Raw genomic sequence first — 23886 nt, 5'->3', positions numbered from 1 at the left:
CAAATTCCAATATTTGATGCGTTTGTTGCATGCAGATATTGGAATTTGGAATTCTGTAGTATTGGGATTTAATATTTAAAGTGCTATTTTTACAATACTAAAACCTCTCTTATGCAAAGTCCGTCTTTTTCTATTTACGATGCATCGGCGGGTTCTGGAAAAACCTATACTTTGGTTAAGGAATACCTCAAAATTATTCTATCATCTCCCAAAAATGATGCTTATCGAAATATCCTGGCCATCACTTTTACTAATAAAGCGGTGCATGAGATGAAAAGCCGAATTGTGGGCAGTTTGTCTGAATTTGCCAAAGACGAACCTTCGGCGAAAGCCATTGAATTAATGGAAGATTTGTCCAGAGAAACAAGTCTTTCTATCATTAAAATCAAGACCAAGTCTCAAAATATCATCAAGCATCTTATTCACAATTATGCTGCTTTTGATATTTCTACTATCGATAAATTTACGCACAAAGTTATTCGTGCTTTTGCGCATGATCTTAATTTGCCGATGACTTTTGAGGTTACTTTGGATACCGAAAATTTATTGATAGAAGCCGTTGATGCTATTATTGCGCAAGCGGGTCAGGACGAAACGCTGACCAATTTGCTCGTAGATTTTACGATGGAAAAAACCGATGATGATAAAAGTTGGGATGTTTCGCGCGAGATTCTTGAAACGGGTCGTTTGGTTTTGAATGAAAATAATCGAAACGAAATTTTGCATTTTCAGGACACTTCTATCGAGGAATTTGTGGCGGTCAAAAAGAAAATGTCGGCTCTTTGTGCCGATTTAGAAAAAGAAAATCAACAGGCTGCAGAAGAATTACTCGATTTAATTGACAAAAACGGAATTGATTTGAAGTCGTTTTCGAGAGGAACTTTCCCTAATCATTTAGAAAGTATTCGAGACGGTAAATTCAATCCGAGAAATAAAACTTTTCACGAGTTTGAAGATATTACCATCAATAAAACCGCCAAAGACCGAGCTTTAATTGAAAATATAATTCCCGAGTTACTCCATAATTTAGATAAAATTTATAAAAAGTTTGAAAAAAGAGATTTTTACAAGGCTTTTCTAAAAAATATTACGCCGCTTTCGTTGCTAAATACGGTGAGTAATGAGTTGGCGAAAATTCAGTCAGAACAAAATGTTTTGTCTATTTCTGAATTTAATGCGATTATTCATCGAGAGATTCAGAATCAGCCAGCGCCTTTTATTTATGAACGCTTAGGCGAAAGATACCGTCATTTTTTTATTGATGAATTTCAGGATACTTCAGAAATGCAGTGGCAAAACCTAATTCCGCTGATTGATAATGCGCTTTCGGGGCAAGATGATTTGGGCAACAAAGGCACTCTGATGATTGTTGGTGATCCTAAACAGTCTATTTATCGCTGGCGTGGCGGAAAAGCAGAGCAGTTTATCGAACTGAGCAAAGACACGAATCCGTTTAATAATCCTGATAAAGAAATAAGACATTTAAATACCAATTATCGCAGCTACAGCGAGATTATTGATTTTAATAATGCTTTTTTTAAGTTGATTTCGACCGAATTTTCTAATGAAGATTATAAAGATCTGTACGAAAATCACAGTTTTCAAAATTCAAATGCAAAAAAAGGTGGTTATGTTAATATTTCTTTTCTTCCGATAATCGAAAAAAATGATGCTGCTGACGAAGAAGAGGTTGTCGAAAAAAATGATTTGTATGTTTTGGCAACATTAAATACAATTCAGAAAGTACTTCGGGAAGGTTTTGAATATAAAGATATTGTGATTTTAACTCGAAAAAGAGATCAGGGAATCGCAATCGCGACGTATCTCACAGAGCAAAATATTCCGCTTTTGTCCTCAGAAACTTTGATGATTCAAAATGCCACAGAAGTGCGCCTGATTGTTCATTTATTAAAATATTTGAATAATAGTGCAGACTTAGAAGCAAAAGCAAATTTTCTGCATTTTTTGGCGGTCAATAAAGCGGTTGATTTGCCTATTCATGATTTTATCGCAAAAGGAATGGCTCAGAGGCAGGAAAATGATTTCGAAAAATGGCTTTTAACGCTGGATCTTTCACTTTCTTTTGAAGGAATTCGTAAAAAATCATTGTACGAAGCGGTCGAAATTATCATTTCAAAATTTCTTCCCGCTCAAGGAAATGCGTACGTGCAATATTTTCTGGATATTGTTTTGGAAAGAGATATTCGCAATCAGGCTGGAATAGCTGATTTTTTGGCGTACTGGGATAAAAACGGATCTAAATTTAGTATTCCTTCGCCGGAAGGCAAAAATGCTATTCGCATCATGACGATTCATAAGTCTAAAGGATTGGAGTTTCCTGTTGTTATCATGCCTTTTGCCGAAGAAGATTACAGCCGAAAACCAAAAGATAAATTATGGCTCGATACCGAAAATGATGATCTAGGACTTCCAAAAGCTTTGATAGACAATAGTACCGCTGTCGAAGGTTTTGGCGAGCATGCGTCTCTGGTTTTTAATCTAAAAAAACAAGAGGAATTACTCGATAATATTAATGTTTTGTATGTAGCTCTGACTCGTGCCGAAGAACAACTGTTTGTTATTTCTCAATCTATGAAAGAAAAGAAAGACGGAGAGTTTGCGAGTAATATGGCTTCGTTTTTTATAAAATATTTGATAAATGAAGGGGTGTATGAGGAAGAAAAATTAGAATATGAATTTGGGAATAAAGCGAAACTTTCTCAGTCTGTACCGGCTCTGGATGAGGTGATGACCATTCCGATGGTTTCGGAAGTTTTAAATCCGAAAAATATAAAAATTGCTCAAAAAGAAGCGTTGATGTGGGGAACGCATCAGCAAGAGGCAATTTCGTATGGAAATGTCATTCACGAAATTCTGGCTTTCGTAAAAGACAAGTCAGATGTTGAGTTGTCGATCGTAAAAGCTTTAGAAAACGGATTAATTACATTTGATCAAAAAGAAATTGTCTACAAGACACTTCAGGAAATAGTGAATCATGCGGAGCTAAATATTTATTTTGACGGAAGTTGCAAAATATTAAACGAGCAAACAATTGTTCAAAAAGAAGGGAAAATTTTAAAACCCGATCGAATAGTTTTTACTAAAAATAAAGAAGCTTATCTTTTGGATTATAAAACTGGCGCTGCTAATGTTAAATACAAGCAGCAAATTCAAGAATATCAACTTGCTATTGAAGATTTAGGGTACAGAGTGTTAAAAAATGCTTTGGTGTATATAGGAACAGAAATCGATGTAGTAAATTTGTGAAATAATTAACCAGATGTTAAAGGATTATCAGGGCTGTAAATGGTCTAAACTGTTAATTTTTAACGTTTTAAATGTATAAATATGTACGGTAAGATAAAAGATTACTTGCAAAACGAATTGCAGACTATTGAAGAAAACGGAATATTCAAAAAAGAACGTATCATAACTTCTGCACAAGATGCAGAGATTACGATATCAACTGGTGAGAAAGTTTTGAACTTTTGTGCCAATAATTACTTAGGACTTTCCTCTCATCCTGAAGTTGTTCAGGCAGCAAAAGACGCAATGGATACGCATGGTTTTGGAATGTCATCTGTGCGTTTTATTTGTGGTACGCAAGATATTCATAAGACATTAGAAAAAAAGATTGCAGATTTTTATGGTACAGAAGATACTATATTGTACGCAGCTGCTTTTGATGCTAACGGAGGTGTTTTTGAACCATTGCTGGGCGAGAATGACGCTATTATTTCGGACAGTTTAAATCATGCTTCTATTATAGATGGAGTTCGTTTGTGTAAAGCAGCCCGTTATCGCTATGAAAACAGCAACATGGAAGATCTTGAACAGCAATTGATAAAAGCAAATGAAGCAGGAGCCCGATTTAAATTAATTGTGACCGATGGTGTGTTTTCTATGGATGGTTTGGTAGCTCCGTTGGATAAAATATGTGATTTGGCCGATAAATATGATGCTATGGTCATGGTTGACGAATGTCATGCCGCTGGATTTATTGGTGCTACCGGTAAAGGTACGCTTGAGGCAAAAGGAGTTATGGGGCGTGTTGATATTATTACAGGAACTCTTGGTAAAGCTTTAGGTGGTGCTATGGGCGGATATACAACAGCAAAAAAGGAGATTATCGAATTGTTGCGTCAACGTTCTAGACCTTATTTGTTCTCGAATTCTTTGGCACCGGCTATTGTTGGCGCTTCTATAAAGGTTTTTGAGCTTTTAGAAAAAGATACTTCTTTAAGAGATAAGTTAGAATGGAATACCAATTATTTTAAAAACGGAATGAAAGAGGCAGGTTTTGATATCATCGATGGTGATTCGGCTATTGTACCGGTTATGTTATATGATGCAAAATTGTCGCAAACAATGGCAAACGAGCTCTTAAAACAAGGTATTTATGTTATTGGTTTCTTTTTTCCAGTAGTACCAAAAGAAAAAGCACGTATTAGAGTTCAGCTTTCTGCAGCACACACAAAAGAGCATCTGGACAAGGCTATAAGTGCCTTTGTTCTTGTTGGAAAAATGTTAAAAGTTATATAATTACCACTTTAGTCTCTTTTTTGTAGGTTTTTTTTAACATTTCATTTTGAATTTAAAAAATTTGGTGTTACTTTTGCTAGTAATTAACTAAATTGTAATTAAAAAAATTAAGTATGAAACATCTTAACAAACTTTTAGTTGCTGTAATGATGGTGATGGGTTTAAGCTCTCACGCGCAAGACAGTAACAATCCATGGGCTATCTCTTTTGGGGTTAACGCCGTTGACACTAGAACCAGTTCTGGTGCAGGAAGTGGATTCTTTGATCAACACTTTTCTCAGCCATTCGCTGTAAAAGACAACTGGAATATCCTTCCTTCTTTATCTTACATTGGTGTGTCTAGATACGTAGGTAGTGGATTCTCTCTAGGTTTACAAGGGTCTGTAAACAAAATTGATAAATTGGTAACTTTTGCTCCAGGTTCTGCTGGTCAGGATTCAAGAGGTAACGTAGTATCTAATCCTGGTGATTTGATGTATTACGGAATTGATGCCACTATCAGATATAGCTTCCAAGAGTTATTAGGATCTAAAGTAATTGATCCTTCGTTAACTGTTGGTGGAGGTTATACTTTCTTCGGAGACGAGAGCTTTGGTACAGTTAACCCAGGTGCTGGTTTAACTTTCTGGTTCACAGATGCTATTGGTCTTGAGCTTGCTACAAAATACAAGTGGGCTGTTGCTGATGGTCAAGGAGATCGTTCTGTATTCCAACACACTGCTGGTTTAGTTTTCAAATTCGGAGGTAAAGATACTGACGGAGATGGTATCTACGATAAAGATGATGCTTGTCCAGATGTTGCTGGTTTGAAACAATTCAACGGATGTCCTGATACTGACGGAGACGGAATCGTTGACGCTAGTGATGCTTGTCCAGATGTATTTGGTTTAGCTGCATTAAACGGATGTCCTGATACTGACGGAGACGGAATTGCTGATGCAAAAGATGCTTGTCCAGATGTTGCTGGTTTAGCTGCATTAAACGGTTGTCCAGATGCTGACGGTGATGGTGTTGCTGATAAAGATGACAAATGTCCTACAGTTGCTGGTCCAAGAGAAAATGGTGGTTGTCCTTTCTTAGACGCTGATAAAGATGGTGTTCTTGACAAAGATGACGATTGTCCTACTGTAGCTGGTCCAGCTAGTAACAGAGGATGTCCAGAAGTAACTTCTGAAGCTTTAGAAGAACTTAAAGTTGCTGCTAGAGCGGTTTACTTTAACTCAGGTAAAGCTACTTTCAAAACAGGAGATCAAGAAACTCTTGCTAGATTAGATGCAATTAGATCTATCCTTAAAAACTATCCAAATGCTAAATTTAGCATTGAAGGTCACACTGATAGTGATGGTTCTGATAAATTGAATCAAAAACTTTCTGAGGACAGAGCAGCAGCAGTTATGAATGCTTTGATCGAAAGAGGTGTAAATGTTGATAACTTAGAGTCTAAAGGTTTTGGTGAGTCTATGCCAGTTGCAAGCAATAAAACTGCTGCAGGTAAAGCACAAAACAGAAGAACTGAAATCAAACACATCGGTTCTAAATATCAAGGTAAACTATAATTTACTTTTTTAAATAATTCTAAAAAGCCATTCTTAATTGAATGGCTTTTTTTATTTTTATCAAATGATAAATATTTCTTTTCTCGAAAAAATAGCGACAGTAGTAATTCAGGATTATGCGACTAAACTAGACGAGATAGTTATCGTACTGCCTAATAAAAGAGCAAAAGTTTTTTTAATAGAAGCTTTGCAAAAGCAAATTGCAAATACTATCATTTGTCCTGAGATTATTAGTATTGAAGATTTTGTTCAGGATGTAGCCTCGATAAGATCTCTGGATTCTATAGAACTGTTATTTGAGTTTTATGAAGTTTATCTCTCTATAACCGAGAAACAAAATCAACAGTCTTTTGAGTTGTTCGCCAATTGGGCAAAGACACTTTTACAAGATTTTAACGAGATTGATCGTTACTTACTGGACCCATCGCATGTTTTGTCTTATCTTAAAGATATTGAAGACATTAAAAAATGGGGTATTGAAGTCGAAGATAAAACAAAACTTTTAGAAAATTATATTGATTTCTGGAAGCTATTACCTATTTACTATGAGGCTCTTTATCTGCATTTATTAAATAAAGGTTTGGGATATCAGGGTTTGATTTATAGAGAGGCGGTAAATAATCTTAATCATTTTTCGAATTCTACTTCAAATCAAACATATATTTTTGCTGGATTTAATGCGTTAAATGCTGCCGAAGAAAGAATTGTTCAGCACCTTTTGGCACTTGAGCAGGCTAAAATTTATTGGGACGTAGACAGCACTTTTTTAAACGACCCTTATCATGATGCGGGATTGTTTGTAAGACGCTTTAAAGAAAGCTGGAAACATTATAAATCACATACCTTCGACTGGATTGTAGATGATTTTTCGCAAAGCAAGAATATCCAAGTAATAGGAACTCCTAAAACTATTGGTCAGGCTAAACTAACAGGTAGTATCATTGAAAAAATAATCGAGGAAAATCCCTCTACTTCTCTGGATAAGGTAGCAATCGTACTTGGTGAAGAAAATTTGCTTATGCCGGTCTTGTACGCACTGCCTTCCTCTGTGGGTGCTCTAAACATTACGATGGGCTATTCGAGTAAAAACAATCCATCACAGATCCTGATTGCAAAGTTGTTTAAAATGCATACGAATGCGATTTCCAGAAAAGGAGATCACTATGTTTTTTATTACAAAGATGTTTTGGACGTTTTAACTCATCCTTTGATCGAGCCGTATGCGCATGCGACTCATTTGGTCAAAATTATAAAAGAAAATAATTATACGTTTATTACCCATAAAAAAATTCTGGAACTCAACGCAAGTGCTTCAGATTTGTTTTTATTATTATTTCAAAAATGGGAGAATGGAGCGCTCGCAGTTCTCGATAATATTGCTGCGCTCTTGCTTTTGGTCAAAGAAAATTTTAATAACGATAATGAGGAAGAAAAAATAGCCAAAACTTTTGTGTTTGCCGTTTTTAAAGTAATAAATAAGCTCATCAATTACTATTCTCAACATCAGCATATTGATAATATTGATACTTTGTACGCTATCTATAAGCAGATTATAGAGGTAGCCGAAGTTTCTTTTGAAGGAGAACCTTTAAGAGGCTTGCAAATCATGGGGGTGCTCGAAAGTCGTGTCTTAGATTTTGATACGGTAATTGTAACTTCTATGAATGAGGGTAAATTTCCGGCGGGAAAATCGCAGAATTCATTTATTCCTTATGATGTAAAAAAAGAATTGGGTCTTCCTACTTTTAAGGAGAAAGATGCTATTTATACGTATCATTTTTATCATTTATTGCAGCGAGCCAAAAATATTTATCTAATATATAATACTGAAAATGACGGATTGGATGCTGGCGAGCGAAGTCGTTTTATTACACAATTGGAAGTAGAAAAACAATCCAAACACCAGCTTACATTTGATATTTATAATCCTGTTTTGCCTACAACAGCTTATCAGCGGATGGTAATACCCAAGTCTGAGGCGGTGATGGAGCGCCTGAAAGAAATTGCAACTGCTGGTTTTTCTCCTTCTGCTTTGACAAGTTATATTAGGAATCCTATTGATTTTTATTTTCAAAAAATACTACGAATTAGAGAAGTAGAAGAGGTTGAAGAAAATATTGCCTTAAATACGCTCGGAACGATCATTCATGAAACATTAAAAGCGCTTTATGATCCTTTTGTCGGCAGGTTTATTTCGGAAACAGATATTTCAAATTGCTTCAAGCTTTTGGATGACGAAGTTTTAAAACAATTTAAATTGGTGTATAAAGAAGGCGAAATCAAGAAAGGACGAAATTTATTGGCTTTTGAAGTCGCCAAACGGAATGTTCTCAATTTTCTTAAATTAGAACTGGAAGCAATCAAAAGCGGAGACGCCATCAAGATTATTGCTCTGGAAAAAACTTTCGAACGTGAATTAATACATCAGAGTTTGCCTTTTCCTGTTTTGATTAAAGGAAATGTCGATAGAATTGAATTGCGCAACGGAAAAATTAGAATCATTGATTATAAGACCGGAAAAGTAGAGAGAGCCAATGTTGTGCTTAAATCATGGAATGGGTTAACTAAAGACCTTAAAAACGATAAAATTATTCAGGTTTTAGCGTATGCTTTTATGTTCGAAAACGAAATGAAAGACATTCCGATGGAAGCAGGAATTATTTCGTTTAAAAACTTAAAATCAGGTTTTCTGCCTTTTGGTTTTAAAGAAGAAAAAGAATTACATATAACTGTTACAAAAGAAATTCTGGCGAATTATGTCGAGGAGATTGTGGTACTGTTAAACGAAATTTTTGACCGCACTATTTCTTTTGAAGAAAATATCTGACAAATTAAAATTACCGCTATTTTTGCGTTATTTCCAGAATTAGAAAATTAGCGATAATTAGAAGTTTAAAAGCTGAACTTATTGAAAGATTTGTTTCAATAAGTTCAGCTTTTTCTATCTATAATTTTTAACTGAAAATTTTTTTAAAGAAGCCCTTTTTCTCTGGTTCTCCCTCATTTTCATTGTTTATACTTCCGTTTTCAAAACGAAATCTTCTAAACTTCATCAATTTTACGTTTAAGTCAAAACGCAATTCTTCAACAGTTTTCATCTCAATAATTTTTTGCAAATTTAATAAAAACTTCTTTTAAATTGAGTTTGTATGAGCCTCTGACCTTATAATTGAATTTTATTGAATGTTCTCCTGTATTTTTAAACACATTTACTTTTTCTCCTTCTTTTTTTTGCACATTATAATCTAAAAACAGCTAAAAATCACGTTATAAATAAAAGTAAATCAGTTGATTAGGGTTGGTCTTTTTTTAACAAGTGTTTATGGCAAAGTTGTATTTATTGAAATAACTTTGTCGATTCTTAAACATGATAAAACAGGAATATGATTGATTTAAACACACTTGTAGAGGAAACCGGAGCCGAATCTGGTTTGGTTTTTACGATAGACGGCGTTTTGGTTGAGTCCGTAAATTTAGAGTATGATGGCAATGTAGCGGCAATGATTGGGATGATATTAAAAATGTCTTTAGAGATGTCTGAAGACCTCAATAATGGAGAGCTCAAGCAAGTGATGATTAAGAACAATGACGGAATTGTGGTGGCCAATAAAAATCAGGATGATAATTGTGTCGCTCTGCTTTCTAAAGATATAAGTAAAATGGGCCTTTTGCTGCGCAGAATGGATACTGTTTTCAACAATTAATTTAATACAATTAAAACATGTCAGATTTTTTACAAGATTTTCAAAACGATTTAAAAGAAAATATCAATGGTTTTATCGCAGTTTCTGTAACTGAGGTTGAGACTGGAATGTCATACTGTTCTCTTTCTTTAAATCCAAATTTTGACCCAGAATTAGCCTCTGCTTATAATTTAGAAGTTGTAAAAGCAAAATTAAGTGCGATCAAAGCTTTAGGATTAGATCAAAAAATAAACGATATTTTAATCACACTTACAGATCAAATACATATTATTGATGTTTCTGAAGATGGTAAATATTTTATTTATTTAGCGGTAGACTCAACAAAAGCAAATCTTGGTTTAACAAGAGCGACTTTGTCTAAATTTAAAAAAGATATTATTTCAAAGCTATAATTCAGCTTCAATAAAATTAAAAGGGCTGTCTCAAGTAATTAAGACAGCCCTTTTTGATTGGTTTAAGAACCGAAAAATTTGAGTAAAATGAGTTGTAATGCTTCTTTATTTTCAATGTGGCTCATGTGGCCATCTTCAAAAGAAATCAATTCTGTTTGGGTATCTTTAATTTGGTCGATCGTTTCTTCGTAGTTTAAAACCGGATCTTTTTTTCCTAAAACCAATAGAGTAGGGAAACGATTGGTATGTAAAAGCCCTACACGGTCTTTTCTAATTTTCATACCCTCTAGCGAAGCTACTATTCCTTGTAAAGGTGTTTTGAGTGCTTGTGTTTTGACTTTTTCAATTTCATCTGCGAGGCGAATTCTATTGTTTTCGCTAAACAAATTGGCAATCGCAAGACTCACAAAGTTGACGTAATTTTGCTTTACAGCTTTGATGGCGCGTGTTCTGTTGAGTTTCTTTTCGGCACTGTCTTCTTTTGAAGTTGAGTTTAATAACACCAATTTCTGAATCGCATTCGGGTACACTTCGGCGAAAGCCAAACCCACATAACCTCCCATAGAATGACCTACAATGGTGGCTTTAAGTATTTTTAAATGTTCAAGAACTTCGTAAACAACATTGGCATTTTCTTCCATAGAATGTACGTAACCCAGACAATCTGATGCGCCATGTCCCAGTAAATCGATCGTAATCACGCGATACTGATTTGCAAAATAAGTAGCATAATCTTTCCACATCAATTGATTTTCCAGAAAGCCGTGAAGGAATACGATCGCAGTTCCCTGACCTTGATCGGTGTATGCTATTGTGGTATTTTTGTATAAAATAGTTTTCAAAATCATGTTTTAAATAGGAAGCACAAAGATAAGAAACGGTAATCATATTCGAAATTTAAGTTCCATAAGATACAGTTTGTTCTACTATGGTATAGAAATTTTTATAGCAATAAGTGGTTTTAATAAAAAAAACGACTAACATTGCTGCTAATCGTTTTTGTATTTTTTTAGTATTTGCCTTTTGAATTAAGAATTCATCAAGCTCTCGATTTCATCTACTTCGATAGGAATATTGCGCATTAAGTTAAAAGGTTCTCCTTTTTCCTGAACCACTACATTGTCTTCCAAGCGAATTCCGAAACCTTCTGCCGGAATATAAATCCCAGGTTCTACCGTAAAGACCATATTGGCTTTCATTGGTTCGTGAAGCAATCCGTAATCGTGCGTGTCAAGTCCCATGTGGTGAGAGGTTCCGTGCATGAAATATTTTTTGTACGCCGGCCATTCCGGATTTTCGTTCTGAACATCGGCTTTGTCAATTAAACCTAAACCAAGCAATTCAGAAGTCATTAACTTACCTACTTCTATATGGTATTGTTTCCAAAGTGTTCCCGGAGTTAGCATTTTGGTCGCTTCGTTTTTAACTCTCAAAACGGCATTGTAAACCGCTTTTTGTCGGTCTGAATATTTACCTGAAACCGGAATCGTTCTGGTCATGTCGCTAGAATAATTAGCATATTCTGCTGCAACATCCAACAAAATTAAATCTCCGGCCTTACATTGCTGATTGTTTTCGATATAATGCAAAACATTGGCGTTGTTTCCTGATGCAATAATTGGGGTGTAAGCAAAACCTTTAGAACGGTTGCGGATGAACTCGTGCACCAATTCGGCTTCGATTTCGTACTCCGTAACATTTGGTTTTACAAACGAAAATAATCTGCGGAAACCTTTTTCGGTGATTTCGCAAGCGTGCTGAATCAAATCGATTTCTTCGCTTTCTTTTACAGAACGAATGCGTTGCAAAATAGGGTTGCTTTTGGCAACTTGGTGTGCCGGATAATGCTCTTTCCACCATTTTACAAAACGTGCTTCGCGAGTTTCAGTCTCAACCGTCGCACGATAATGCTCGTTGGTATTGATGTACATCGTATCAGAATACGTCATCATTTCGTTCAGAATTTTATGAAAATCCTGCAACCAATACACTGTTCTAATTCCAGAAACCTGAAAAGCGCGTTCTTTAGTTAGCTTTTCCCCTTCCCAAATTGCAATATGTTCGCTAGTTTCTTTCAAGAAAAGTATTTCTTTTTGGTGCTCATAAGGTGCGTCCGGAAACAAAAGCAAGATACTTTCTTCCTGATCCACTCCGCTTAGGTAAAAAATATCGCGATGTTGTGCAAACGGTAAAGAACTGTCTGCACTAACAGGGTAGATGTCGTTTGAATTGAAAACGGCAACGCTATTCGGTTTCATTTCTGCCGTAAATTTTTTGCGATTTTTTACAAAAAGAGCGCTGTTTATTTGGTGATATTTCATAATATTTTCGTTTTTGAACTTCGAATCTCAAAATTACTATTTTTTGAAGAAGTAGCGTAAAATAGCTTTATTAAAGTTTTCTTGTTTGTTTGATTTTTTTGCAGACCAATTTGTCTGCCCAATCTAGTCGTCTTTAACAACAGTTTGAGATTAATGAATGCTTTGAAATAACTGAATAAAATAGTTCGTTTAGGTCCTAAGGCCCAACGTTTGGGTAAACAACCGAAAAATTACATCTCAGCACCTAAAAACTGTACTAAAAATAGTAATCATTGCCTTTATAACCTAAACACTAACTCATTGCGAGGAACGAAGCAATCTCATTAAGAAAAGCAACCGATTTAAAGTGGCAACTGAGATTGCTTCGTTCCTCGCAATGACGTTAAGATAAAAAGTTTTTAAGCAAATTTAGAATCTTAACAAGGGCGTGTCCCTCCGGGTCAGGCTTTCGGCTATATCTTTTGTTCCGCTTCTCTTCACAAAAGGATACCGCCTCTATCCCTCACGCGAGTCTCGGTTTCATAATTAAGTTTTCTGTTTAAATTTTAAATCACTTTTTAAGTGGTGATATTTTTGTATATTGGTAACCAACAAGGTTTGTTAATTTATACCAAACGTGAAAACAAAAACAATAATAGTTCTGATCTTTTTACTTATTTCTATTTGCAATTATTCTCAAATAAAGAATTTTAAAGAAATCGAGAAATATGTAAAAGAAGTCCCAGAATCTGAAACTTTAGACGTAAAGACTTTAGCTTTATATTTAAAAAAGAATGCAAAAACTAAAACAGAAATTCTTGCAAGAATTTATATTTGGATAGCAGAGAACATAGAATATGACTGGGATGCATATCAAAACAATAAACAAATTGATGTCTCGGCAATTGCTACTTTAGAAAGCAGAAAATCTGTGTGCTCGGGATATGCAAATTTATTTAAAGCAATTTGTGATAATGCCAGAATAAAATGTGCGGTAATTGTAGGTTATGCAAAAGGATATAGTTATAAAGAGGAGAGATTAAAAGAAACAAATCATGCTTGGAATGCAGTGAAACTTTATGAAAAATGGGAGCTAATCGATGTTACTTGGGCAAGGGGGGCGATTCTTGCTAATGAAGGAGAAGTTGAATTTTTAAATACTAGATATTTTTTAGATGATCCAAATGATTTTATTCTCGAACATCTTCCACAAGATGAAGTTTGGCAGTTATTAGACAACGAGATAAGTATTGACACTTTCTTTAGCGAAGAAATGGAAATAAAACGACTTATGAGAAATAGCGAATCAATAGAAGGTATAGAAGAAGGTACAGATAACTGATAGTACATTTACAATCGATGCCTCTACACTTGTTTCTCGAATAAAAATTGCATTTTTAATTTCTGTAAATTATCTTTAACATAAGCAAGTTTACAGTTTTCAAATTCGGCTTCTTCTAAAATTAAGAATACTTATTTATCAAAATATATGGTAGCATTAAGTACAGAAATTAAATACTTTACAACAAAACAAAGTGCAGTTTTTTATCCATTTCTCTGTTTCTTGTCTGGTTCTGGATGTTTATTGCTGCCAGAGTTGACAGAGAAAATGATCGTGGTTTCTTAACCACTTTTGGGATCATAATGATAATGTGTTTTATACTTGCTAAGTTTTTTTCGAACGGCAAAGGCGGACAGTTTTTAGCAACATTATTTTATCTTAGTTTTGGAAGTTTGATTGTTTTTCTATTAACACTCACCTTGGGATTGTTGCTTTCAGCTGTTGTAAGTTGGGCTGGTTTTATTGTTCCTATTACTTCAACAGGGCTTTTGATGTTTTTTATTCTAAGGAGATTGTTTTCTTTTCCAGATAATTATGTGGCATTTTGGGTTATTATTTCATTGCCAATATTGGTGATTATAACTTTGCAATTATTGCCATTTTATGATAATATTTTCGCTCATGATTACGGAATTGGGTTTCCGATTTCGATATATCTAAGTTTTGTTTTTATTGCAATCTCGGTTCTTTGCAGAGAAAGAAAATCGGAAATTGCAGAAGAGTAAAATCAAAGTCATTGCGAGGAACGAAGTAATCTCACTTGTCATTTTACATCGGTTGCTTTTCTTAGTGTGGTTGCTTCGTTCCTCGCAATGACAAAGATTGGGCATAAAAAAACCGAAGCAGAAATGCTTCGGTTTTGTGTTTATTAGAATTTTAATCCACCCATTTATAATATCTCGCCCCAATCAAGTTAGGGATTTCTTTTTCAATTCGATCTAAAACCCATTCGTTTTTTGGTGTTCGGATGCTTTGTTTTTGTTCTTTTTTGTGAAGGTTTTCGTAAGTTTCAAAATCAATTTCTATACTTTGTTTCAGGTTTTCAAAAAGCTTAGTTTTGGCCAAAGCTGATTGCCATTCGGGTTGAATCGTTCCTTCGAAAACTTTCGATTTTGAGCCACTTCCATAAGCAAGAAATCCAAATGTAGTGCCGGCAACTTCTTGCTTGGTGTCGTAAAAATGCGCCAAAGTAGACAGTAATCCCATAAAGATAGAACCCGTGTAAAGGTTTCCAATCAAGGAAGAAGCCAATTCTGCAGGCTGTAATTTCTCGGTGACAAACTTTTTATATTCGTCTGATTTTGCTACTTCTTTAATTTTATTTTGATAATCTGCTTGTTCGATATTTTTTGAAATGATTTTATCCGCATGATCTAAAGCATAAATTTCAGATAGCATTCTACGTCCTTGAAATGAATACGGCAAGTGCATGATAATACTATTCCATTTACTATATAAAGTTTCGGTCGTTTTTTTTAGTTTTTTGAATGAAAAGTAGGCATTTCGCGTACGATCCATGTAACATTGATTGGAATATTGGCCGTCAAAAACGGGTTGATCCTTGTGGATTTCAATTTCGGCTTCGAGATTGTCAAACCAAGGATCGTTGTTTTTATTTTGCTGAATAGTTTCTTTTGAAAGACTTCGATAGGGTTTAAAAAAGTCAAAAACACCTTTTGTACTGGTTGCCCAATGATCATCAAAAGCAATGATTCTGGGGTTAGAGGTTACCAACATTGCTAGTGCTCCGGCACCTTGTGTGTATTCTCCCGTAGAATTTAAATCGTATTTTGCAAAATCGGTGGTTACAACAATGGCTTTTTTGGTCGGATGTAGTTGTACAAAATCAATACAATTTTGCAAAGCATCAACGCCGCCAATACAGGCAAAAGTAAAATCGACTACGTCACATTCTGCAAGAGCGTCTTCGCCAAATTTTTGTTCCATTAAATTAATTAAAAAAGAAGCAATGGGTTTAGAACTGTCGATACTACTTTCTGTTCCGACATAAATACGGCTAATTTCGTTAAGGTTGATGTTGTTTTCGAGGATGAGTTTGGTGAGGGCATTGGCTCCAAAAACTACCGCATCCTGATGTACGTCTGGCAAAGTCATTTTGATTAATCCGAGGCCTTTTTCTAGTTTTTCGGGCTCGATATTTCTGGCATTGGCCAAAGTTTTTATAGGTAAATGTATGTTGGCTAAGTCAAAAGAAATAGCGTCTATTCCTGTTTTCATGGGTGATATTTTATGCCGATAAAGGTAAAATTATGCTGTTTAATTTTGGCTGTTTTATTCGAATAAAATGAGTCGAACTTTTACTTTTGAGAAAAATAAATTAAAAGGCTCAAAAAAATAGCAATTTGGTAATTATATAAAAATCAGGATTTGATCAAAATGACTTCTGAATAAAACCTATTTTGGGGTTTTTAAACCATTTGCTTTAAAGTCTCTAAAAGCTCTTTAAAATGATTATAAATAACAACGAAATGGTTGTAGTTGATGTCTATTTGCTTTATTTTTGTGTAATTTTTTAAAACAAACTACTTAAACTCTTATGGCACAATCTGCACTATTGAATGCGTCCATCTTAAAGAAAGTTGCAATGGCGCTTTCTGGACTGTTCTTAATCACGTTTTTAGCGCTGCATGTTTCCTTAAATCTAATTTCTGTTTTTAGTGAAAACGTTTTCAACGAAGCGTCACATTTTATGGGATACAATCCGCTGATACAATTTGTAATGCAACCTGTTTTGGCTTTTGGTGTAATTTTCCATTTTGTGATGGGATTTGTTCTGACCATTCAAAACAGAAATGCTAGACCAATTGGTTATGCAAAATACAACGGAGCAGCAAATGCTTCTTGGACTTCTAGAAATATGATTATTTCTGGATTGGTTATTTTGGCTTTCTTAGGATTGCATTTTTATGATTTTTGGTTTCCCGAAATCGGATACAAATACGTTGCGGGCACTGCTCCTGATGCTACAAGGTATTACGGTGAATTAGTTCATAAATTTCACGATCCAATTCGTACCGGTTTGTATTGTGTTTCGTTTATTTTATTAGGTCTTCACCTTTGGCACGGATTCAGTTCGTCTTTGCAGTCAATGGGGATGCACAATAAATATTCAAGATTTTTAAGCAAAGTTGGTTATGGCTATGCGGTAGTAGTACCGGCACTTTTTGTTATAATCGCATTATTTCATCATTTCAATAATTAATATCAATTATAATGGCATTAGATTCAAAAATTCCACATGGTCCAATATCGGACAAATGGACAAATTATAAAGATCATATTAATTTAGTAAACCCTGCTAACAAGCGTAATTTAGATATTATTGTGGTTGGTACAGGTTTGGCTGGAGGTTCTGCTGCGGCAACTTTGGCCGAATTGGGTTATAACGTAAAAGCTTTTTGTTTTCAGGATTCTCCTCGTCGTGCGCACTCTATTGCAGCACAAGGAGGGATCAATGCGGCAAAAAATTATAAAGGAGACGGAGATTCTGTTTACAGATTGTTTTATGATACTGTAAAAGGAGGTGACTACCGTGCGCGTGAAGCAAACGTGCACCGTTTGGCAGAAGTTTCTACCAATATTATCGATCAATGTGTGGCTCAAGGGGTGCCATTGGCTCGTGAATATGGCGGACTTTTAGACAACCGTTCTTTTGGAGGAACTTTGGTTTCCCGTACTTTTTATGCACAAGGGCAAACAGGACAACAATTGTTGTTAGGCGCTTATTCTGCAATGAACCGTCAGATTGGTCGTGGAAAAATAAAAATGTACAACCGTCACGAAATGCTGGATTTAGTAATCGTTGATGGAAAGGCAAGAGGAATCATCGCTCGTAACTTGGTTACTGGAGAAATAGAAAGACATTCTGCTCACGCAGTAGTAATTGGTTCTGGAGGATACGGAAACGTATTTTTCCTGTCAACAAATGCTATGGGAAGTAATGCAACAGCAGCTTGGAAAATTCATAAAAAAGGAGCGTTTTTTGCTAATCCTTGCTACACACAAATTCACCCAACTTGTATTCCGGTTTCGGGAGATCATCAGTCTAAATTGACTTTGATGTCTGAGTCGTTACGTAATGATGGTCGTATTTGGGTTCCTGCAAAACTAGAAGATGCAAAAGCCATTCGCGAAGGAAAGAAAAAAGCAACCGATTTAGCAGAAGAAGACAGAGATTATTTCTTAGAAAGAAGATATCCAGCTTTTGGTAATTTAGTTCCTCGTGACGTAGCGTCTCGTGCTGCAAAAGAAAGATGTGATGCTGGTTTTGGAGTGAATAAAACGGGTGAGGCTGTTTACTTAGATTTCGCAGCAGCGATAAAAAGATACGGAACAGAGGAAGCTTATGTAAAAGGTTTAGATGCTAATGATGCTGCGTTGGTAACTAAATTAGGAGCAGAAATCGTGAAAAGTAAATACGGAAACTTATTCCAGATGTATTACAAAATCGTTGACGAAGATCCTTATACAACACCAATGATGATTTACCCAGCCGTGCACTATACAATGGGCGGAACTTGGGTTGATTATAATTTGATGACTACAATTCCGGGTTGTTTTTCTATCGGAGAGTCTAACTTCTCTGATCACGGAGCTAACAGATTGGGAGCTTCTGCTTTGATGCAAGGTCTGGCTGATGGATATTTTGTATTGCCTTATACTATTGGAGATTATCTTGCTCCGGATATTAAAATGGGTCCAATTTCTACCGATTTACCAGAATTTGCTGAAGCTGAGAAAAATGTAAAAGATCAAATCGATAGATTTATCAATAATAAAGGAACACATTCTGTAGATTATTTCCATAAGAAATTAGGGAAAATCATGTGGAATAAAGTAGGTATGGCTCGTAACGAAAAAGGTTTGAATGAAGCGATTGAAGAAATTGCTGCTTTACGTGAAGAGTTTTACAAAGAGGTAAAAGTACCAGGAACAGCTAACGGACTTAACCAAGAATTAGAGAAAGCAACTCGTGTTGCCGATTTCTTAGAATTGGGAGAATTGTTTGCAAAAGATGCTTTACACCGTAACGAATCTTGTGGTGGTCACTTCCGTGAAGAATACCAAACAGAAGAAGGTGAAGCACTTCGTGATGATGAAAACTTTGCTTATGTTGCCGCTTGGGAATACAAAGGAAAACCAAGTGATGCCGTATTACACAAAGAGCCTCTGGTTTACGAAAACATTAAATTAGTACAGCGTAGTTACAAATAGCAATTAGTCAAAAGACAAAAGTCTTAAAGTTAAATGGCAAATTGTCAACTGACTTTCGACTTTCGACTTTATGACTTTCAAACTAAAACAGTATGAAACTTACATTAAAAATATGGCGTCAGAAAAACGCCCAGGATAAAGGAGCAATCGTCGAGTATCCAATTGACGGAATTGAGCCAGACATGTCTTTCCTTGAAATGCTTGATGTTCTTAACGATCAATTAATCAACAAAGGAGACGAACCGGTAGCATTTGATCACGATTGTCGCGAAGGAATTTGCGGAATGTGTTCTTTGTTCATCAACGGAGAAGCCCACGGACCAGATAGAGGTGTTACCACTTGCCAGTTGCACATGCGTATGTTTAAAGATGGAGATACTATTTTTATCGAGCCATTTAGAGCAAAAGCTTTTCCGGTAATCAAAGATTTAGTAGTAGACAGAAGTTCTTTTGATAGAATTCAGCATGCCGGAGGATTTATCTCGGTAAATACTTCTGGAAATACTATTGATGCGAATACTATTCCGATTGATAAGCACGATGCAGATAAAGCTTTTGATGCAGCGGCTTGTATTGGTTGCGGAGCTTGTGTGGCTACTTGTAAAAACTCATCAGCAATGCTTTTTGTTTCGGCAAAAGTATCGCAATATGCTTTATTGCCACAAGGAAAAGTAGAAGCGGTTGATCGTGTTTTAAACATGGTACACCAAATGGATCTAGAAGGTTTTGGTAACTGTACCAATACTGGAGCCTGCGAAATAGAGTGTCCTAAAGGAATTTCTCTTGAAAATATTGCACGTATGAATCGCGAGTATTTAGCAGCAAGCTTAAAAGGATAATCTTAAAGAATTTAGTTGTAGATAAAAAAAACGCATTCATTAATTTGGATGCGTTTTTTGTTTCACCATAGTATGGTCGTAAATGCTTAAATTTGTGTACCTAAAATGATTTCGAATGAATGATAATGAAATAATAAATTATACCAAGGAAGAACGAAAAAATCATATTCTAAAGGAAATCAACCTGCATACTCGTGTAAGTTTTGAAACACTTTCGGCAAAATTGGGTGTTTCAGAAGATACGGTGAGGCGTGATATTAATGAACTGGAGTCAGAATCGCTTTTGATTAAAGTAAAAGGTGGTGCTATGACCAAAGGGTATCATTATGCTTCTTCCAACCAGACGTATGAAGTCGAGTCGAAACAGCTTATCGCCCAGAAAACCGTCAGTCTCCTGCATGATGGTATGGTGTTATTATTGGACGGAGGAACTACGATTAGGGAGTTTATCCGATTAATTCCAAATGATTTAAATCTGACTATTTTTACCATTACGGTCGTAACCGCGGTACAACTTTTGGATAAACCCAATATTAAAGTAATCATGATTGGTGGCAGCGTATCTTCTTACAGCCAAATGTGCGTAAGCGGAGAAGTATTCCATCAGTTGGCCAATATCAAGGCAGATTTATTGATTTTAGGCACCAATGCTTTGGATGTTGATGGTGGTTATTCTGACTCAGATTGGGAGACGGTTCAGGTAAAAAAAGCAATGATTCAGGCTTCTAAAAAAACGGCAATTATTACAATTACCGAAAAACTAAATACCGTTTTGAAGATGAAAATCGCTAATTTATCCAAATTCGATTATATTGTTACCGAGGTAGAGCCAAATAATGTAAAATTGGAACCGTATAAAAAGGCTTTCCCGGATTTAATTCTTATTTAATTTAAAGCTCAGAAAAAACAGAATAGTATGAAAATAGCGCTTATTCAATCAGATCTTTATTGGGAAGATATTGCTAAAAACAGGAGTCATTTCAACGAACAAATAAATTCGATTCAGCAAAAAGTAGATTTGATTGTTCTTCCCGAAATGTTTTCTACCGGGTTTACAATGAATGCTTCCGAAGTTGCCGAAACCATGCAGGGAGAAACGATTCTGTGGATGCAATCGGTAGCAAAAGAGAAAAATGTAGCCATTACAGGAAGTTTAATCGTTACCGAAAAAGCACAATATTACAACAGAATGTTATTTGTTTTTCCGTCAGGCGAAATACAATACTATAACAAGCGCCATTTGTTTTCTTTGGCAGGAGAAGATCAATTTTATACTAAAGGCACACAAAAAACAATAATCGATTATTTAGGCTGGAAGATTTGTCTTCAGATTTGTTATGATTTGCGTTTTCCTGTTTTTGCCAGAAATACAGAAAATTACGACTTGCTTTTGTATGTGGCAAACTGGCCAAAAGTACGAACCAATGCTTGGGATGCGCTACTTAAAGCACGTGCTATCGAGAATATGACGTATGTATTGGGAGTGAATAGAATAGGGGTAGACGCAAATAATTATGAGTATATTGGCCACTCGCAGGCGATAGATTTTTTAGGTCATTTTCTTCTCGAGCCTCAGGAGCAGGAAGGTGTTTTTATAGTCGAACTGGATAAAAAAACAATGCTCGAAACCCGCCAAAAGTTGGATTTTTTGAGCGATAAAGATGAGTTTGAAATTCTGAACTAATTTTCTACTCTTGATCTAAAACGTTTATAGTTGCCTTTTGCTTTTTTAAGCGAATAGTGATTTTTTGGTAATGCCACTCTTTATTCATCTTATGAGCAATAATGTCTATTTTGCCGATTTCCTTAACACCAATGATTCTAACTGTAGTGGCAACGGAGTTGTTATGGTTAGTATACACGACATTCCCTTCCATAATGGACAATTTATCAATGGGTTCTATTCTCCCAATAACAGCCAAAACTTCCCTATTTTTATTGGTTTTTTCGATGGCTTTTTCGTAAAGTAAAGTATCAGAATACGCCTGAATGATCGAGGTAGTGTCTTCTGCAATAGTAGAAGTAAAAAAACAGGCACACAACAGAATGCCCAGCAAGGTTGGCAAAAGCCATTTCCGGTTGTTTTGTAACCAGGTTTTCTTAACTGCTAATTCGTTGCTCATTGCAGTACTTTTTGTGAGTTAAAAAGCAGTTTTCTTTCTTTTTGCGTCGTCTTTTTTCTTTTTATCGTCGTCTTTTTTCTCCAGTTCAGGATTGTAGGGTATGCTTACATCAAAAGTTTCATTGACGTCCCAATTGCTTCGAACATCAAAATTTTTCTGCATATAATTGACTTCTTCGGAATATTCCTTTTTTAAGAAGTTACCCGCATCGTATATTTTATTTTTATTGTCGTCGTAAATTATTCGCACCGTAAATAACTCAGGTTCTAAAAGGTTAAACTCAAATTTCGTTTCGCCTTCAGAGTATTCCTGTGCAAGAATTTTGTCCCCTTTTTTATTGATTAATTCGATGATAATTGGAAAGCGTTTTACGTTTTTCAAATTCAAAATAACATTCCCGTATTCTTCTATTTCTTTAGTGCTCAATCTATATTGTAACGTATCATTTGATTTCTCGTAAAAATCGGTCAAAGCACCGGGTAAAAAGGTAAAATTATATTTTTGTGAAGGTTCTTTTTTGAAATCTACGTAGAATTTTTGCTCAAATTCATTGTACTCGGTGGTAAAATCTACCGCTGTAGAATCTTTATTGACTAGCTTAATTTTTGAGGAATCAAATTTTACCAGTGGAGTAGCGGTTTCAAGTGTAAAACGCTCTCTAAAATTTAGGGTTCCGTTTTGTACTGCCGAAATGTTCAGCGTATCTTTTTTGAGGTCTTTTATCTTAAAAACATATTTCTTTTTGTAATCGTCTTTGCTTATTTCCATCGCCAAAGAATCTACTTTAAGAGGCTTGTACCAAACCTGCAGCGAATCTTTCTTAGGGAATTCGGTCACAATAGTTTCGAGGATTTCATCATTGTTTTTAAGGACGATTTTAGGTTTCGAATTCTTGAAATTTTGCTTTCCTTCATACGGAACCAATAATCGGTTTCCCGAAAGCTGTACAGGTTTTAGAGCCTTTAGCGGAAGCGTTTCTTTAAACAATTCTAACTCAAAAAGGGTGTCGTTGGGAATGTTAATGTAATGCTTTACAAAACCTATTTTGTCTTCTTTAGGATTGTATTTGTTGTTGTTTTCCTTGTCTTTTAGAGCTATTAAAAGGTATTTTCCCGCTTTTAAATTTTCTAATTTAAAAGTGCTCAAACTGTCCAGCGTATTGGTGATGTATCGTGGGTTTTCTTTGTAAATAATCGAATCTTCAAATTTGTCATTGACATCGTAAAGCATCACCGAAACAAAGTTGTCCGTGGTTTTATTGTAAGAGTCCTTTATTCTTCCGCCAATTGAAAGCGAGTCAATATAGGAGCCTGTTGAGAAAATATATTTAAATTGATTGTACGGATTACCTTCGTTATTATCGGTTATACTTTGTCCGAAATTAAAGCTGTAAGTTGTATTGGGTTGTAACGTGTCCTGAATTTTTATTTTGATAAATTTACTCGCATTAGAGGGCGTAATAATGGGTTGCGCCTTCATTGGAGGTGAAATAATCAACTGTTTGTTGGTATTTTTAAGTTTTACATATTCGTCAAATGTCAGGACAATTTCGTTTCCTTTAAAATCGGTACTGAAATTTTTTGGCGAACTTGATACTAAGATAGGGGCAAGAGTATCTTTTAATCCTCCCGTTATACTGCCTCTTTTGGCGCAACTCATCATTAAAAATACCAGTAAAAAAGAAATATATCTGAAGTTGTTTTTCAACATAATCGTTCGTGATTTAATTCCACAAAATAACAATTATATTTGCTTCTATCGAAATTTTTTATCGTTTTATTAGGTTTTAAAGCTTTTGATGGCGTTGTTTTTTTTAAATTTAAAACCTGTGCCGTACTATAATTTCTTACATT

Annotated in this window: 19 protein-coding genes; 13 read left to right on the top strand and 6 right to left on the bottom strand. The window is 35.3% G+C overall.

The features are described 5' to 3' along the window. Positions 1–111 precede the first annotated feature (111 nt). The 4 genes from J3495_RS08785 (at position 112) to J3495_RS08770 (ending at position 8925) form a co-directional block, all read left to right on the top strand. The gene (locus J3495_RS08785; protein ID WP_210666184.1) at positions 112–3267 is read left to right on the top strand and encodes a UvrD-helicase domain-containing protein; all 3156 of its coding nucleotides are present in this window, start codon (positions 112–114) and stop codon (positions 3265–3267) included. Positions 3268–3348: 81 nt separating this feature from the next. Further along, positions 3349–4542, top strand: coding sequence for a glycine C-acetyltransferase (gene kbl / locus J3495_RS08780; RefSeq protein WP_210666183.1), 1194 nt, complete (start codon positions 3349–3351; stop codon positions 4540–4542). 113 nt (positions 4543–4655) lie between these two features. After that, the gene (locus J3495_RS08775) at positions 4656–6098 is read left to right on the top strand and encodes an OmpA family protein (RefSeq protein WP_210666182.1); all 1443 of its coding nucleotides are present in this window, start codon (positions 4656–4658) and stop codon (positions 6096–6098) included. A 64-nt stretch (positions 6099–6162) separates the two neighbouring features. Next, positions 6163–8925, top strand: coding sequence for a PD-(D/E)XK nuclease family protein (locus tag J3495_RS08770; RefSeq protein WP_210666181.1), 2763 nt, complete (start codon positions 6163–6165; stop codon positions 8923–8925). A 127-nt stretch (positions 8926–9052) separates the two neighbouring features. On the opposite strand, the gene J3495_RS08765 is transcribed toward J3495_RS08770, so the two are convergent. Then, positions 9053–9196: a hypothetical protein gene (locus tag J3495_RS08765; RefSeq protein ID WP_210666180.1), complete on the bottom strand. Its 144-nt coding sequence runs from the start codon at positions 9194–9196 to the stop codon at positions 9053–9055. Positions 9197–9481: 285 nt separating this feature from the next. On the opposite strand from J3495_RS08765, the gene J3495_RS08760 reads away from it, so the two are divergent. Together J3495_RS08760 and J3495_RS08755 are read left to right on the top strand one after the other, a co-directional pair. Then, positions 9482–9802, top strand: coding sequence for a roadblock/LC7 domain-containing protein (locus tag J3495_RS08760; protein ID WP_210666179.1), 321 nt, complete (start codon positions 9482–9484; stop codon positions 9800–9802). A gap of 17 nt (positions 9803–9819) precedes the next feature. Continuing rightward, complete coding sequence (locus tag J3495_RS08755) at positions 9820–10194, top strand: hypothetical protein (protein WP_210666178.1); 375 nt, start codon at positions 9820–9822, stop codon at positions 10192–10194. 62 nt (positions 10195–10256) lie between these two features. Here the strand turns inward: J3495_RS08755 and J3495_RS08750 are convergent, their stop codons facing one another. Then, positions 10257–11036 (bottom strand): alpha/beta fold hydrolase, encoded by a 780-nt coding sequence (locus tag J3495_RS08750; protein WP_210666177.1) that lies wholly within the window; start codon positions 11034–11036, stop codon positions 10257–10259. A gap of 186 nt (positions 11037–11222) precedes the next feature. Continuing rightward, the gene (locus tag J3495_RS08745; RefSeq protein WP_210666176.1) at positions 11223–12515 is read right to left on the bottom strand and encodes an aminopeptidase P family protein; all 1293 of its coding nucleotides are present in this window, start codon (positions 12513–12515) and stop codon (positions 11223–11225) included. Positions 12516–13131: 616 nt separating this feature from the next. Here J3495_RS08745 and J3495_RS08740 point away from each other — a divergent pair. Both J3495_RS08740 and J3495_RS08735 read left to right on the top strand, forming a co-directional pair. Next, positions 13132–13836, top strand: coding sequence for a transglutaminase domain-containing protein (locus tag J3495_RS08740; RefSeq protein WP_210666175.1), 705 nt, complete (start codon positions 13132–13134; stop codon positions 13834–13836). 308 nt (positions 13837–14144) lie between these two features. Then, positions 14145–14561 (top strand): hypothetical protein, encoded by a 417-nt coding sequence (locus J3495_RS08735; RefSeq protein WP_210666174.1) that lies wholly within the window; start codon positions 14145–14147, stop codon positions 14559–14561. Positions 14562–14712: 151 nt separating this feature from the next. On the opposite strand, the gene J3495_RS08730 is transcribed toward J3495_RS08735, so the two are convergent. Beyond that, positions 14713–16074: a hydroxymethylglutaryl-CoA synthase family protein gene (locus J3495_RS08730; RefSeq protein WP_210666173.1), complete on the bottom strand. Its 1362-nt coding sequence runs from the start codon at positions 16072–16074 to the stop codon at positions 14713–14715. A 319-nt stretch (positions 16075–16393) separates the two neighbouring features. Between J3495_RS08730 and J3495_RS08725 the strand changes: the two genes are divergently transcribed. The 5 genes from J3495_RS08725 (at position 16394) to J3495_RS08705 (ending at position 21594) form a co-directional block, all read left to right on the top strand. Further along, a complete protein-coding gene (locus tag J3495_RS08725; protein WP_210666172.1) occupies positions 16394–17059 on the top strand; it encodes a succinate dehydrogenase cytochrome b subunit in 666 nt (221 codons plus the stop codon). Between the two features lie 11 nt (positions 17060–17070). Next, complete coding sequence (locus tag J3495_RS08720; protein ID WP_210666171.1) at positions 17071–19071, top strand: fumarate reductase/succinate dehydrogenase flavoprotein subunit; 2001 nt, start codon at positions 17071–17073, stop codon at positions 19069–19071. A gap of 92 nt (positions 19072–19163) precedes the next feature. Next, positions 19164–19910: a succinate dehydrogenase/fumarate reductase iron-sulfur subunit gene (locus J3495_RS08715; RefSeq protein ID WP_210666170.1), complete on the top strand. Its 747-nt coding sequence runs from the start codon at positions 19164–19166 to the stop codon at positions 19908–19910. A 115-nt stretch (positions 19911–20025) separates the two neighbouring features. Further along, entirely contained in the window at positions 20026–20799 is a 774-nt protein-coding gene (locus tag J3495_RS08710) for a DeoR/GlpR family DNA-binding transcription regulator (RefSeq protein ID WP_210666169.1), read from the top strand. Positions 20800–20826: 27 nt separating this feature from the next. Beyond that, on the top strand, positions 20827–21594 hold the full coding sequence (locus J3495_RS08705; protein ID WP_210666168.1) for an amidohydrolase: 768 nt from the start codon (positions 20827–20829) through the stop codon (positions 21592–21594). Between the two features lie 4 nt (positions 21595–21598). Here J3495_RS08705 and J3495_RS08700 read toward each other — a convergent pair whose 3' ends face one another. Then, on the bottom strand, positions 21599–22033 hold the full coding sequence (locus J3495_RS08700) for a cytochrome c oxidase assembly factor Coa1 family protein (protein ID WP_210666167.1): 435 nt from the start codon (positions 22031–22033) through the stop codon (positions 21599–21601). Positions 22034–22051: 18 nt separating this feature from the next. Continuing rightward, positions 22052–23743, bottom strand: coding sequence for an Ig-like domain-containing protein (locus tag J3495_RS08695; RefSeq protein WP_210666166.1), 1692 nt, complete (start codon positions 23741–23743; stop codon positions 22052–22054). Between the last annotated feature and the right edge of the window lie 143 nt (positions 23744–23886).

The sequence above is a fragment of the Flavobacterium geliluteum genome (genome assembly GCF_017948595.1).
In the GTDB taxonomy this organism is placed as follows: domain Bacteria; phylum Bacteroidota; class Bacteroidia; order Flavobacteriales; family Flavobacteriaceae; genus Flavobacterium; species Flavobacterium flavipigmentatum.
This window is presented reverse-complemented; position numbering and strand designations above follow the sequence as displayed.

Excerpts from the sequence above, each read along its gene's own strand:
- J3495_RS08695 (WP_210666166.1), bottom strand. The coding sequence starts at position 23,743 with ATGTTGAAAAACAACTTCAGATATATTTCTTTTTTACTGGTATTTTTA.
- J3495_RS08770 (WP_210666181.1), top strand. The coding sequence starts at position 6,163 with ATGATAAATATTTCTTTTCTCGAAAAAATAGCGACAGTAGTAATTCAG.
- J3495_RS08785 (WP_210666184.1), top strand. The coding sequence starts at position 112 with ATGCAAAGTCCGTCTTTTTCTATTTACGATGCATCGGCGGGTTCTGGA.
- J3495_RS08760 (WP_210666179.1), top strand. The coding sequence starts at position 9,482 with ATGATTGATTTAAACACACTTGTAGAGGAAACCGGAGCCGAATCTGGT.
- J3495_RS08755 (WP_210666178.1), top strand. The coding sequence starts at position 9,820 with ATGTCAGATTTTTTACAAGATTTTCAAAACGATTTAAAAGAAAATATC.
- J3495_RS08735 (WP_210666174.1), top strand. The coding sequence starts at position 14,145 with ATGTGTTTTATACTTGCTAAGTTTTTTTCGAACGGCAAAGGCGGACAG.
- kbl (WP_210666183.1), top strand. The coding sequence starts at position 3,349 with ATGTACGGTAAGATAAAAGATTACTTGCAAAACGAATTGCAGACTATT.
- J3495_RS08775 (WP_210666182.1), top strand. The coding sequence starts at position 4,656 with ATGAAACATCTTAACAAACTTTTAGTTGCTGTAATGATGGTGATGGGT.
- J3495_RS08720 (WP_210666171.1), top strand. The coding sequence starts at position 17,071 with ATGGCATTAGATTCAAAAATTCCACATGGTCCAATATCGGACAAATGG.
- J3495_RS08765 (WP_210666180.1), bottom strand. The coding sequence starts at position 9,196 with ATGAAAACTGTTGAAGAATTGCGTTTTGACTTAAACGTAAAATTGATG.
- J3495_RS08700 (WP_210666167.1), bottom strand. The coding sequence starts at position 22,033 with ATGAGCAACGAATTAGCAGTTAAGAAAACCTGGTTACAAAACAACCGG.
- J3495_RS08715 (WP_210666170.1), top strand. The coding sequence starts at position 19,164 with ATGAAACTTACATTAAAAATATGGCGTCAGAAAAACGCCCAGGATAAA.
- J3495_RS08710 (WP_210666169.1), top strand. The coding sequence starts at position 20,026 with ATGAATGATAATGAAATAATAAATTATACCAAGGAAGAACGAAAAAAT.
- J3495_RS08745 (WP_210666176.1), bottom strand. The coding sequence starts at position 12,515 with ATGAAATATCACCAAATAAACAGCGCTCTTTTTGTAAAAAATCGCAAA.
- J3495_RS08705 (WP_210666168.1), top strand. The coding sequence starts at position 20,827 with ATGAAAATAGCGCTTATTCAATCAGATCTTTATTGGGAAGATATTGCT.
- J3495_RS08725 (WP_210666172.1), top strand. The coding sequence starts at position 16,394 with ATGGCACAATCTGCACTATTGAATGCGTCCATCTTAAAGAAAGTTGCA.
- J3495_RS08730 (WP_210666173.1), bottom strand. The coding sequence starts at position 16,074 with ATGAAAACAGGAATAGACGCTATTTCTTTTGACTTAGCCAACATACAT.